The sequence below is a fragment of the Lentibacillus sp. L22 genome (assembly GCF_040812445.1).
Taxonomy (GTDB): domain Bacteria; phylum Bacillota; class Bacilli; order Bacillales; family Amphibacillaceae; genus Lentibacillus_C; species Lentibacillus_C daqui.
This window is the reverse complement of the sequence record NZ_JBFNXI010000022.1, coordinates 1-13,757: the sequence shown is the minus strand read 5'-3', so window position 1 is coordinate 13,757 and position 13,757 is coordinate 1. Positions and strand designations below refer to the sequence as shown.

Here is a 13,757-nt window from a genome sequence, read left to right as displayed (position 1 = left end):
GGATGCTTTTCCTTCATATCCTGTTGCTGTGATCTTCAATAAGCTACCCTATTCAACGCCATTTTCCAAAATCGAAAAAGTCTTCATGCTACAATTAATTTCTGCGATCGCACCATATGGTAATATAAACTTTGGCTCCGTATGACCGAAATTCAAGTTATAAAGAATCGGCAAATTTTCCAAATCATACTCTCTCATAACCTGTATAATGACCCCTTTATACGCTTCATAATATTGTTCATCCTGAGGCTTTCCAAATATAATTCCACTTACCACCTGCAAAATGCCTTGTGCAGCATAGTTTCGTAACCACCTTTTTATAAAGCCGGGATCCGGTTTTTCCTCCGAGGTTTCAAAGAAAATGATACTTTTCTTCCAGTATGATAGTTCAGGCCAAATTTCTGTTCCTTTCGCGAATTCTAAAGTCTCGATACAACCACCTATTAACCTTCCTTGCACAACTTTAGAACCTTGAAGCACCTCATAACCTGAATTTTGTTGCATTGTACGCCGTTTGTATTTATTCACTTCATCCCATTCCAAAAACTCGCTTGTCCACTTTTTAGCCGGTTGAATGTCACCTATGATCTCATTTGAAAAAAGTGTCCATCTTATCATTTCAACCGTATATGAATCCATCTCAACATTTTCAGCAAAATCTGTCAAAACCGCAGGGCCGTAAAAAGATGAAACACCCGCCTTGTGACAAAACAAATGAGAAATCGTAACATCGCTATACCCCATAAAAATCTTCGGGTTATCACGAATCACATCAAAATCAATATAAGGAAGCAATCGAATACTATCCTCACCGCCAATATTTGCAATGATTCCTTTAATGCTCTTATCCTTAAAGGCCGTCATCAAATCCTCTGCGCGTAACTGTGGGTTTTCATAGAGGTAATTTGATCCCTTTAAGCTATTTGGCATTGGAACAACCTCAAGACCAAAAACGGTTTCCAATCTTTTAACACCTTGATCATAGCGCCATCTAATATTTGAATCACCAGCCCCGCCCGAAGAAGGGCTTACTGTTGCTATTCTATCCCCTGATCTTAATTTTTCTGGTTTTATTAACAACCGGGATCACCTCTCTGGAATTTTCCTAATGTACATATTCTCTATTTTAACTTATCGCTACTTAACAAATACGACAGATGTTAGGATTTTTCTTCTTTATTAATCAATTTTGCAGGATTATGTTCCCCATAAATTGTTGTTGAGCCAAAAGTTTCTAACAAATAAAATAAATATCATTTTTTAACGAAGCAAAGCAAAACATCTAATTCGACATGCTCAAACTTTTTCTGTAGTATTATTTGTATTCTATTAATCTTAAAAGGAAGTGGGGGCACCGAGAATTGCAATCTTTTAATAAAAAGTCAATCATTATCCTACTCCTTGCAGGTGGATTCATTTCTATTTTAAATCAAACCACGATGATTACAGCTATTCCACCAATTATGAACGAAATGCATGTGAGTGCCAACACCGGTCAATGGCTGACTACCGTTTTTATGCTTGTCAACGGCGTGATGATTCCTGTCACGGCGTTTTTGATTGAACGGTTCACAACGAGACAGCTATTTATCACCGCAATGAGTGTGTTTGCTGTTGGAACAGCGTTTTCCGCCATCGCCCCGAATTTTGGTACGCTATTGTTGGGCCGAATTATTCAATCCACTGGTGCGGGGGTTATCATGCCGCTAATGCAAACCGTATTTTTGTTGATTTTCCCTGTCAAGAGTCGCGGGGTGGCAATGGGGCTCGTGGGGCTAGTGATTTCTTTCGCTCCTGCGATTGGTCCCGCTTTGTCCGGCTGGATCATTACGAATATTTCCTGGCGGGCTATATTCCTTATTATACTGCCAATTGCCATCATTGAGATATTGGTTGCTACCAAAGTCATGAAAAATGTGACGGAGTTGACGTATCCGAAACTTGACATGTTATCGATTATCTTGTCATCCTTTGGTTTTGGCGGATTTTTATATGGCTTTACGAGCGCGGGCAACAATGGATGGGGGAGTATCATCACCATTACCACTCTAGTTGTTGGTGCAGCAGCATTGGTTCTTTTCATTATCCGTCAATTGCGTATGAAAGTTCCTATGCTGGAATTCCGGGTGTTTAAAAACTTTATTTTCACATTGTCTGTGATTCTCCCCATGATCGCATTTATGGGACTGATCGGTGCCGAGACATTAATTCCGCTCTATATGCAAAACATGCGTGACTTTACGGCAATGGAAGCAGGTATCGCCATCTTGCCAGGCGCACTCGTGAATGGGATGATGTCTCCGATTACAGGTCTCATATTTGACCGGTTCGGAGCGAGATGGTTATCGGTCATCGGGTTCACGATTATTACGGTTACCACCTTTGCCTTTTCCAATCTGAGTGTTGAAACGTCCATGTTCATGGTCATGTTGTTGTACGCCATTCGGATGTTCGGTATCTCCATGGTTATGATGCCTGCAACGACAGCCGGATTAAACCAGCTTCCAAAAGAACTGATTCCGCATGGTACGGCGATGACCAATACCATGCGCCAGGTTGCAGCATCGATTGGAACAGCTATTGTGATTACAGTCATGACCACAACGGGTGCAGCGGCCGAACATAAACCGAATATACCATACCCAATGATTCATGGCGTAAATGTCGCCTTTATGATCATTACAGTACTCTCTGCAATTGGTATCGTGCTAAGCTTCTTCATCAAGAAAGGCAATACGTCCGTTGAGGAGCAATCTCGAGTTCCAGATGAATAATAACCGGGAAGTTGCTGGGGCGTTTCATGAAGAAGGTAATTCGCCAAAAGGGTAGAATAATGAGGGGAGGAACAAGGAGTTATCGGTGCTGATAAGCTAATTGTTCCTTCTCCCAACCCCCCTTGTCCACATATTTATTTTCCGGCATATTTTTTAGGTCGTTAAAGACTTTTTTCCCCATCCAAAGGTTCTTCTCCGTTATTGATTTGCGCCTCTACTTGCGCTAACTTTTCGTATAATTCCAACTTTGTCAAGGATTTTTCATTGGTTTCCATGCTCGTGACAACTATACTCCCATCATCAATATTTTTCCTTTTGATATGCTGCCAGTTTTTCATATTCTGATTCCAAAACGCGGGAAATGCTAATAAAAATGGGCATGAGTTTTCTATATGCTTTAACATGTTCCGGATTTGGTTGATGTTTATAGGTTGCACCAACAAGTTCTTCTACCACATCAAATGAATCAATTTTACCCTGTGCGTACAACCCTAACAGGCATGCGCCCAAACAAGAAGACTCGTAACTTTCCGGAATAATGACATTTTGGTCAAAAATATCTGCCATCATTTGCCGCCATGTTTTTGATCTGGCAAACCCACCTGTTGCTTTGATCGCCGTCACTGGTGTATCCATCACTTCCACCAAGGCCAGGAACACAGAATATAAATTAAAGATAACCCCTTCCAAAGCTGCTCTTACCATATGTTCTTTCTGATGATTCAGGGTTAGGCCAATAAATGAACCGCGTACATCCGCATTCCATAATGGTGCCCTTTCGCCTGCTAAGAACGGATGGAAAAGTAAGCCGTTTGCCCCTGGTTCCACGCGATCGGCAATTCTCGTTAACACTTCATACGAGTCGACACCAAGTCGTTTCGCAGTCTCCACCTCACTTGCAGCAAATTCATCACGGATCCATCGCAATACCATCCCGCCATTGTTAACCGGTCCACCAATAACCCAGTGGTCTTCCGTTAAGGCATAACAAAAAATACGCCCCTTTTCATCGGTATGCGGTTTGGGGATAACGGTACGAATTGCGCCACTTGTCCCGATCGTTACGGCAACCTCGCCTTTTTTGATGGAATTTACACCAATATTTGACAGCACCCCATCACTTGCCCCAATGACAAATGGCGTTTCTGGAAGAATCCCCATTTCCTCTGCGAACAGTTTGTGGCAACCGGTCATTATTTCTTTTGTAGACACAAGTCGTGACAGTTTATCCTCTGAAATACCGGCAACCTCAAGCGCCTGTTGATCCCATTTCAGCGCTTTCAGATTCATTAACCCCATCGCAGACGCAATCGAATAATCAACCACGTAATCGCCAAATAATTGATAGAAGATATACTCCTTGATGCCGATATACTTTTTCGTTTGTTTGGCCAGGTCAGGTTGATCATGTTCCATCCAGGCAATTTTACAAAGCGGCGACATTGGATGAATCGGCGTACCGGTTCGCCTGTAAATATCCTTGCCGTTTAAATCTTCCTTGATTTTTGTGGCCCAATGTGCACTTCGATTATCTGCCCAGGTAATACATGGAGTTAAAGGTTGATCATTTTTGTCCATGGCAATGATACTGTGCATCGCGCTGCTGAATGAGATAAAAGATAAATTTTCCGGGTCTATTTCGGCATTTTTCATCACGTTGCGGATGGATAAAAGCACCGCCTGAAAAATTTCTTCCGGATCCTGTTCAGCAGTTGCTATATCAGGTGTAGACAATGTATAGCCATTATTTTCGTTCGCGACAATTTCCCCTGTTTCCCGGTATAAAACCGCCTTTGTACTTGTTGTACCGATATCTACCCCGATCATGTATTTATGTTTATTCATAAGACTCCCTCACTTTTCGCATCATTTCCTTACTGTTCCACAGCTTTTCTATCTTATTTTTATTGGTTACCATACGACGGATGTCAAGATCCTCCACAGCAATAATGGAATAGTCTTTTGCCAAATGGTAACTTAATTTATGTAAAAAATCTCTTCTTTGGTTTGCTACCTTTTCATGAATGGAACGGACCTTGATGACTTGTTTTACATATATGCAAGTATACTATTTCATACATCATTAGGCGAATTTTTCATTAGTTTCACGGAAAATCCTTACTGATATTAACAAAGCTTGAGTATTGAATTGTTTGAAAAACTTATATATTGATCGGGTGCGGGTGGATATGAACTGGATAATCAGAAAATCGATCACGCGGGTAGGGGCTTCGACCGAATAATGGTTAACATCGACCGTGTGGGCTGCTATATCGACCAAATAAACGGGGATTTCGACCTGGTGAATCGCTATATCGTCCAGAAAAACCGGAACATCAACCGAACGGGCTACTATATTGACCCAAAAATGATAATATCGACCGGGGTAGAAGATTTTTTAATGTGGGTAACAATATAATCTCTATGTCATAATTTGATTGTTTACAACAAAGAATAAAAACACGATTGGAGGGATAAGTATTGGATAAAAAAATGAATAAAAAGAACGGACAAACTCGAATAGATCATGATGTTGTTGCACCGGGAATCGATGAAGAAGATTCGTATGGCGAAGATGCTACTCGATCAGAAGTCGAACATAGCGATTCAACAAAAGTCACCAGGCTGATTTATGATGAATATGATCCGAGTGAACCATAATTACTTAACACATGGTCGGAATGGAGGGGTCTCCTTTTGAAAGACCCTTCCAATTTTTATGTGAACTTTTGCATTGTCGTACCTTTCTATTGCAACCCGATTTTTTTCTCTCTTATCCGCCTCACCTTCCTTTCTTTTAAACATGACGGCTATACTCTCAACTTTTTCTCGGATTTTTTCCTTTCCTATCCCTGCTCTCGGCTGATTCTTCGTGTTTTTTCATTGCAATCGACCGTGATAACCCTTTTTTTAAAAAGATTTTCCATATTTTCCAGTCATCTATTAAACGCATTCGCTCGGTTTATCACCTGTAAATAGATGAAATTGACGCTTGGAGGCTACCACCCTTCCATTGATTTTAAATAAGCGTACTTTCCTTAATAAAATCAGAATTTACTCCCCTCTTTACAAATCAATGTAAAAGGCGTAATATAAGCTAGGTTAAATTATTTACCTAGGTAAGTATTATACAGGAGTGAGGTTATGAACAGTAATATGAATCGCGATTTATTTCACTTATTAAACCAGCGCTACCGTTACATTGCCAAAGAAATGAATAACCTGCTGCGTGAATATGGCTTATATGCATCCCAGTGGTCGATTATTTACTGTCTTGAAAAATTTGGTTCGATGACACAAACAGAAATCTGGAAATATTTAAATGTTGAGGCACCGACCGTTACGAGAACAATTACACGATTGGAAAATAACGGCTGGATCATTCGTACACAGGGTAACGACAAACGTGAACGTGTTATTGCACTAACAAGTGATGCCAAAGATAAATTTGCGACCATCCATCAGAAAATGGATCGGTTGGAAGAGAGCATGCTGGCTAGTTTTACATCGGAAGAAAAAGCGGATTTACAACAACTATTATTAAAAATAAATGCTACAGGAGAGGAATTGGATTGAATAAAAATTATCAGGAACCAATTTGGACAAAAAGTTTTATTGGAATTTCCGTAACCCAGTTTATGGTATACTTGACGTTTTATGCCTTGTTAACAACCTTGCCAATCTTCGTCATTAAACAACTGGGTGGAACGAATGCACAGGGTGGACTAGCAGTCACATTAATGCTGATAACCGCCATCATTGTGCGACCATTCTCGGCCAAATTTTTGGATTGGGTTGGAAAGAAAAAAGGGCTCATTATTTGTGTAGCCATCTATACTGCAACAACGTTTGTTTACATCTGGACAGATCAATTCATGCCATTAATGTTATTGCGACTTTTTCACGGAATTTCATTTGGGGTGATTTCAACCGCAACCGGAGCAATAGCAGCCGATGTTATTCCGGAAAAACGTCGCGGGGAAGGACTTGGTTATTTTGCCATGGCAATGAATCTGGCAGTTGTTGCTGGTCCATTCATTAGTTTAACTTTACTGCAATTTGTATCGTTTCAAGTACTGTTTACAACACTTAGCATACTAATGATTGGCGGTATCGTCTGTTCCCTGGTAGTCCATGTTGCGCAAAATACGAATACACAACAGGAACAAGTTAACAAAAAGTTTTCGTTGCACGATATGATTGAATTAAAAGCACTACCAATTTCATTAATATGCAGTTTGGCGTCTCTGGCATATGCAAGTGTGCTTTCCTTTGTTTCTGTTTATTCGGAGTCTATTGGGCTTGCATCTGTTTCGAGCTATTTCTTTTTAGTGTTCGCGATTGTCATGATCATATCGCGGCCATATTTCGGCCCATTATTTGATACGAAGGGACCTAAATATGTGATTCTGCCATGTCTATTGCTTTTCGCGGTTGGTCTTGCTGCATTAAGTATTACACACAACGGCTGGATGCTGCTTTTATCAGCGGCTTTAACCGGGCTTGGTTATGGAACCATCCTGCCAAGTTTTCAAACGATGGCGATTCAAGCAGCACCGAGTCACCGAAGCAGCCATGCAACAGCAACATTTTTCATGGTGTATGATACCGGAATCGCGGTTGGATCATTTATCTGGGGCTTTGTCGTAAGTGGTTTCGGATTCCCAAGTCTATATTTGTTATGTGCCCTATTAGTTGTTGTTACCACGATCTTATTTATGGTTCATCAATCATGGCAGCATAAGCATCATACGCCGCAAAGCAATGAATTATCTGCCAACACGAGTAGCTGATATGCACGACCATTCCTGCCAACTTTGCTGCTAAACTTTTTACACTAAACTGGGTGTAAAAAGTTTATCGGCGGTTTTGGTGCTTTTATCAGCGACCTTTACTATTTTTACGGCGATTTGGCACAATTTATCGGCGATTTTTCCACTTTTATCGGCGGTTTACTTTTTCCAGACAGCAGTTGTGAGTCTTTTTTTGATAAATATACATAACTAGCGCAAATTCGTAAACCATAGTAACTGTGAGCATCTGCTCTAAAAAATCGTGGGAGGTTTTATGATGGCAAATCAAAATCAAAACCAGAATCAACAGCAAAATCAACAGCAGGCGCAGCAAGCACTGCAACAGGCTCAACAAGCGCAACAAGCAGTGCAGCAGGCACAATCTAGTGCAAATCCGCAGCAAGTGCAACAAGCACAACAACAGTTGCAGCAAGCCCAGCAACAACTACAAAATGCACAAGCTAATGCCGGTGCCCAGCAAAACACACAATTGCAGCAGGCACAACAGCAAGTGCAACAAGCATTGCAACAAGTACAACAGTCACAGCAGCCGCAATCGCAGGCTACTCAGCAACAAAATAACAATAATAGTTTCCAATAAGCTTGGGGAACTATCGAAAAGCGTAGTTGCTTGTTACGAATCAGCAAAAAAAGGGAATCGCACTGATTCCCTTTTTTTGCTGTCTATTTGTAGATTCAACCATGATCAAAAATAATTTGTACCAACTTATCCTCTATCTCCGGCCCTTCTTCCTCATCCAGCAAATTATTCAACATAATGGAAAAGATAAGTTTATCACCAGCTTTTGTTTCCATATATCCTGATAATGTGCTTACTCCATCAATCGTTCCCGTTTTAGCACGTACCTTCCCCTGTAAATCTTTCATCCGCTCACGTAATGTGCCACCCGTCATTTTTTCTTTTTCACCGGCAACTGGTAGCGCATTTAAATAGAAAGAAAACCAATCCTTATTTTGCACCTGATATAGTAATTTCGTAATTTCATGAGGCTGGATCAAATCAACGTGGGAGATTCCTGAACCATCATGGATAATCATAGAATCTTTATCTAAACCAAAATCGTCCAGCTCTTTTCCCATCACCTCCAGCCCATTCTCCCAGCTGCCTTCCCGTTTCTTTTTCTTCCCCATTTCCTTTACAAGTACCTCTGCATGCGTATTATTGCTCAATTTCATAAACGGAACAAGCAAATCCGACAGTGGCATGGATTGGCGGGAAAAAAGCTTCTTCGTCTTGGCAGGCGTTTTACCGCTCTTTACCTCTCCTGTCCAGGAAATATCATTCTTTTCCAATGCCTGCTGAAACAAATTCAATGCATAGTCCGTTGGCTCCCAAACTGCCATCCATTCACGGACATCAGCGGATCCAACAGGAATGGTTCCGTTGATGATAATCGTATTCGATCCATGTTCCCGTTCAACGGTAATATCCGCTTCCTCCCCGGCAGCAACCGTTTCTGCCTTATTGACAATTTGTACGTAATCGGTCGCGGGTTTGATTGAAAATGTCGGCTTCACACCAACAGCACTGCCCGGACGAACATTAACAATCACAGTTCCGGCATCATAATCCTTGTCCGGCGAAACAGTTAACGCTGATATTTGGGCACCGTAGTAATACTGTTCATCATTCCAAATTAAATCCGGAGAGAGACGGTCATCATCATACCATGAATCATCACCAATAATATCGCCTTCAATGGTTTCGATCCCCCTATTCTTTATTTTTTTGGCAAACGTCCCGAAGTCGTCAGGAAGTAGGGTTGGATCCCCTTTTCCCTTTAAATAAAGATTGCCTTGAAGTTTGTTTCCTTTCTCCGTACCATCTGTTCGCAACTCAGTGGGAAAAGTATAATCATCGCCTAGTGTAGAAAGAGCGGATGCGGCTGTTAAGAGTTTCAGATTGGATGCCGGTCGTAATCTTGTATCTCCCAAATGCTCGTACAAAATGTTGCCCGTGTCAGCGGAACGAATGCTTATGCCAACGAGCGCGCCGTCCAGGAGGGGTTCCTGTTGAATCAATTTGTCTAACGGCTTTTTCAAGGAACTTGTTTCGTCCGATCGGGTTTGTTGTTTCATTACACGCATCTCCTTTGCCTTCGATACAAATTCTTCATCATAGTTTGAAGATATCGGTGATGCAAGCATGACTAAAGCCAGAAGCACAAGCCCACAAACACCAAATTTCATATATCGCACGTTTTCACCTCATCATATTTACCTGCTATGAAGTATTTCCACATTCGTTGGTCAAATTCCTCTTTTATATACTGGGATCCGTATTTTTAAAATGGATGAAACGAATTGTGGTCAAACGACTACCTGAAACAATCGTGATCAGGCAATGAAAATAATTAATGTAGCAAAGGAGGTTAGTGAAATGACTTCGGGATTTGAACGACATTTGGATTTGATTGAAAAAAGAGATGAGGAAACTGGAGAAAAAATAGGAGAGAAGAAAAAACAATTGAAGTAACCAAAAACCTGATAAAGGACGGGATAAGTATCGAATTAATTGCTAAACACACCGGACTGAATGAAAGTGAAATCAAAGAAATTGGAAGGTAAATATTTACTTCCGCCTTCTATTTTGAAGGCGGAAGTTACCACAAACCAAAGATAATCATAAATGTGCTCTGCTCTATAAAATTACTGAGGTGTAGTCTAAATTAAAACCCAATCGGTACCCCTGTCAGGTTTAAACAAGCATACCACCATTCTTATTATACTTCAGGATACCTTCTGAAGCCCGGTAAGCCATTGCACCAACCGTCCCTGTCGGATTGTAGCCACTGTTATGGGCAAATGCCGATGCGCCAACCACAAACACGTTATCCATGTCCCACATTTGTGAGTAATTGTTCACTGCAGATGAGTCAGGGTCAGCACCCATGATGACACCGCCTGTATTGTGAGTGGATTGATACGTTGTGATATCATATGGTCCCAATTCATCCATGGAATCAATCTGATCGGCACCCATTTCTTTTAAAATCTCGCTAGCCTTACTAGCAGTAAACTTGGCCAATTCGCTGTCTTGATCCTCAAAATCAAAAGTCATACGGATGAGCGGATCACCAAACGTGTCTTTGTACGTTGGATCGAGATCAAGATAGTGATGTTTGTAAGGCATACTCGCACCCATTGCCCCGACTGATAACGTCTTGTTCACATACTCAAGCGAATTTTTCTTAAAATCTGCCCCCCAGGTCGGAGAGCCCTTTGGAATTGGATTGTTCTCGATTGGTCTCGCCCCGGGTTGGGTTAGTGCAAGGTAGCCGCCATGAATAAAATTCAAATCGGAATGATCAAAATTATCCCCATTAAAATCATCAATAGCCATGCCCAGAGCACCAGCACCAGCAAAGTTATTAAATTCCTGATCTTTAAAAAAACCGGTAGCTGCACCCTTAATAACTTGATAGGCGTAGTTTTTTCCAATTACACCGTTTCCTGTCGCGGGATCATAGGGACGACCTACTTTTGAGTTAAGCAACAATTTTACATTATTAAACACATAGGAGGTTACCACAACAATATCTGCCGGCTGTTCAATCTCTTCACCTGTTGTCGTATCGGTATAAAGCACTCCTGTTGCTTTCCCGCCCTTATGTACAATCCGTCGTACCCAGGAATGTGTCCGTAAGTCAAATTTTCCTGTTTTATTGGCAACTGGAATAACCGTTACAACCGGATCAGCCTTTGCCCCATATTCACAGCCGAACCGCTCACAAAAAGAACAGTATTGACATGCAGACCGGGCAATGCCATCCGGGTTCGTATAGTTTTCCGACAAATTCGCCGATGGGATCGTATACGGATGGTATTTTAAATTTTCGGTAGCCTTTTTAAATAAGTCCATTTGCTTGGAATGCTTCATAGGTCCGGTTGGATATTTATCCGAACGTTTTCCTCCTAATGGATTTTCTTCACCGGAAATACCAGCCATCTTCTCGAATTGATCAAAATAGGGCTCGAGTTCATCATAGGTAATCCCCCAATCTTGAATCGTCATATCGGCCGGAATTTTGTCCTTTCCATAGCGATCAATTGTTTTACTGCGGATTTCGAAATCATACGGCAGAAAACGAAAAGCTTGTCCATTCCAATGCACGCCTGCCCCGCCAAGTCCTTCCCCTAATAGAAACGAGCCATATTGTCGCATCGGCAAGGCACGCATTTTTTCATTACTTCTGAATGTTAAGGTTTCCTTGGATAAATCCTGCATTAATTCTTTGCGAACGGCATAACGTAATTCATCATGCACCATATAATAATCTTCTGTATGTCGCTCTTCACCCTTTTCAAGGCCAACAACCTGAAGACCTTTTTTAGTTAACTCAGAGGCAATAATCCCGCCGCCCCAGCCAACTCCAACAATAACAACATCTGTTTTTGGCATCTTTTTCGCCATATTTAGCCACCTCTTCTCTTCTATTACATATGATCGCGGAGACTGCTTGGCTCGATTTTCTGAAAATCTTTTTCAATGACATCCATGTAACCCATTTGATCCCCTGGGTAGTTTCGCATTCGCCACGCATCCATATTAATATTTCCACCATAAAGGGGATCACTGTATAATCCCTCTAATGTCATACTCCTTAATAATTCAAAAAATCCACTTGGTGAAACCGTGCTTAATTTTATCTTGTCTCCTTCAAAGCCCTGTAACATTTTATCCATTTGTTCATCGGTCAGGTCTTTAAACTTTTTTTTGTGTTTTTGTTGGCTTTGGTTGTCCAGTTCACGCAAACCAATCCGGAATATTTCCCGGCGTTTCAGTCGGCCTTGATACCCTTGAACCTTCTCACCATGATAAAACGGTGGCTCCATATAATCCCTGGCATTAAAACCATATGAACCAGCCAATTGATGATCAATATAGTACGGCACGCCAAGATCTTTTGCACCCGGCCCGCGATCATCCTTTGGAAAGATCCGTTCGGTTGCAGCTTCAACTGTTTGAAACTCGGCTTTCGTTAAATACATTAAGGCGTGATTATAATTTTTTCCTTTTTGGTTTGCCGTTTGGTTTTTCACTTGGTTTCTATCATTATCAGTTGTACCCCATGGGATCAGACTGCCGACGACGCCGCCAACGGCCAGTCCACCAACAGCTATCCCGGAATTGCGTAAAAACTTTCTCCTTGATACATCTTTTTCCTGTTGGTCCTGATTATTGTCATCTGCCAATTAAAAAACCTCCTTCCCGTTTATTCGTGCTTATTATGTCACCATAATTAACCACTCATGCATGAAAAAAAACGGGGCATGATAAGTGAAACTATAAACATGGAGGTGTAGTGGATGAAAACAGTTTGGAAAGGACCCATACTGATGCTTTTTCTTGGTATGATCCTTATTGTTTCTGCGTGTCAGAACGATCAGGGAGCTGCCGATGCCAATGAGTTGCAAGATGGAAAAACCATGGACGTTGCCGATCATCATCAAGGAGATGTAAATAACCCAGATATTATCCCCAGTGAGATTAGTGATAAGACAAGTACAACCAATCGGGATGGCACGACTTACTCGGGAATGGGAAACAGCATTTATGGTTCAATCGGAAGTTCCGGAATTCATGAAGGTGGTGTGTCATCGTATTTTGAATCCATTTTAAAAGGACAAGGTATTACCGGTGTGAAAGTATTCGTAATTGATGATTCCGTCGTCTTGGCAAGAAATACGAAAGAAACAACGAGCCATGAGTACGACCACACGCAAAACGACGTGTTAAGCGGCACCAGGGGGATGTCTGGTCATGGAGAGCCACCAGCAGGAGTAAACAAAGATCGGGATAAAAGCTACGATAATCTTGATCAAGCCAAGGAAGAGATCAACGACATGTTTAATGGAGATGTGAAGATCCTGACAGTGACCAACCCAAAAGCAGTTGATCTGATTAATCGCATCAAAGATGATATTCAGTCATCATCTTTTTCGACCGCTTCCAAAGATGTACTAACCTTATTGGAAATGGCGAAATAATGGAAATAACGGGGTCAGTCCTACACCGCATTAGTGGAGAACTGGCCCTAAAATATTTCAAACCTTATTACAACTGCCCTTACCATTTTCATCCATGATTCATTTACTATTATATAGGATGTTCAAAAAGTCCGGTAAAAATGACACTTCGAATTTCGTCGTTGGCTTGCTTTTCCGC

At 41.4% G+C, this 13,757-nt stretch carries 12 protein-coding genes; 6 read left to right on the top strand and 6 right to left on the bottom strand.

Annotated features, from left to right (window positions below):
- Window positions 1-48 precede the first annotated feature (48 nt).
- The gene (locus ABRT01_RS11025; RefSeq protein WP_269409514.1) at window positions 49-1,080 is read right to left on the bottom strand and encodes a S66 family peptidase; all 1,032 of its coding nucleotides are present in this window, start codon (window positions 1,078-1,080) and stop codon (window positions 49-51) included.
- Window positions 1,081-1,361: 281 nt separating this feature from the next.
- Between ABRT01_RS11025 and ABRT01_RS11020 the strand changes: the two genes are divergently transcribed.
- Window positions 1,362-2,774, top strand: coding sequence for an MDR family MFS transporter (locus tag ABRT01_RS11020; protein ID WP_269409515.1), 1,413 nt, complete (start codon window positions 1,362-1,364; stop codon window positions 2,772-2,774).
- A 300-nt stretch (window positions 2,775-3,074) separates the two neighbouring features.
- Here ABRT01_RS11020 and gntK read toward each other — a convergent pair whose 3' ends face one another.
- Both gntK and ABRT01_RS11010 read right to left on the bottom strand, forming a co-directional pair.
- A complete protein-coding gene (gene gntK / locus ABRT01_RS11015; protein ID WP_269412564.1) occupies window positions 3,075-4,601 on the bottom strand; it encodes a gluconokinase in 1,527 nt (508 codons plus the stop codon).
- Between the two features lie 10 nt (window positions 4,602-4,611).
- A complete protein-coding gene (locus ABRT01_RS11010; RefSeq protein WP_269412565.1) occupies window positions 4,612-4,833 on the bottom strand; it encodes a transposase in 222 nt (73 codons plus the stop codon).
- Window positions 4,834-5,255: 422 nt separating this feature from the next.
- Between ABRT01_RS11010 and ABRT01_RS11005 the strand changes: the two genes are divergently transcribed.
- The 4 genes from ABRT01_RS11005 (at window position 5,256) to ABRT01_RS10990 (ending at window position 8,168) form a co-directional block, all read left to right on the top strand.
- Window positions 5,256-5,435, top strand: coding sequence for a hypothetical protein (locus ABRT01_RS11005; RefSeq protein WP_269409517.1), 180 nt, complete (start codon window positions 5,256-5,258; stop codon window positions 5,433-5,435).
- A 483-nt stretch (window positions 5,436-5,918) separates the two neighbouring features.
- A complete protein-coding gene (locus ABRT01_RS11000) occupies window positions 5,919-6,350 on the top strand; it encodes a MarR family winged helix-turn-helix transcriptional regulator (protein WP_269409518.1) in 432 nt (143 codons plus the stop codon).
- Complete coding sequence (locus ABRT01_RS10995; RefSeq protein WP_269409519.1) at window positions 6,347-7,567, top strand: MFS transporter; 1,221 nt, start codon at window positions 6,347-6,349, stop codon at window positions 7,565-7,567. The genes ABRT01_RS11000 and ABRT01_RS10995 overlap by 4 nt, the downstream gene beginning before the upstream one ends.
- A 277-nt stretch (window positions 7,568-7,844) precedes the next feature.
- On the top strand, window positions 7,845-8,168 hold the full coding sequence (locus ABRT01_RS10990) for a hypothetical protein (protein ID WP_367747142.1): 324 nt from the start codon (window positions 7,845-7,847) through the stop codon (window positions 8,166-8,168).
- A gap of 95 nt (window positions 8,169-8,263) precedes the next feature.
- On the opposite strand, the gene dacB is transcribed toward ABRT01_RS10990, so the two are convergent.
- The 3 genes from dacB to ABRT01_RS10975 form a co-directional block, all read right to left on the bottom strand.
- Entirely contained in the window at window positions 8,264-9,778 is a 1,515-nt protein-coding gene (gene dacB / locus ABRT01_RS10985) for a D-alanyl-D-alanine carboxypeptidase/D-alanyl-D-alanine endopeptidase (protein WP_483308154.1), read from the bottom strand.
- Between the two features lie 508 nt (window positions 9,779-10,286).
- Window positions 10,287-12,002 carry a GMC family oxidoreductase gene (locus ABRT01_RS10980; RefSeq protein WP_269409521.1) on the bottom strand — a complete coding sequence of 572 codons (1,716 nt, stop codon included), beginning with the start codon at window positions 12,000-12,002 and terminating at the stop codon, window positions 10,287-10,289.
- Between the two features lie 23 nt (window positions 12,003-12,025).
- Window positions 12,026-12,784: a gluconate 2-dehydrogenase subunit 3 family protein gene (locus tag ABRT01_RS10975; protein WP_269409522.1), complete on the bottom strand. Its 759-nt coding sequence runs from the start codon at window positions 12,782-12,784 to the stop codon at window positions 12,026-12,028.
- Window positions 12,785-12,898: 114 nt separating this feature from the next.
- Between ABRT01_RS10975 and ABRT01_RS10970 the strand changes: the two genes are divergently transcribed.
- Entirely contained in the window at window positions 12,899-13,579 is a 681-nt protein-coding gene (locus tag ABRT01_RS10970) for a hypothetical protein (protein ID WP_269409523.1), read from the top strand.
- Window positions 13,580-13,757 lie beyond the last annotated feature (178 nt).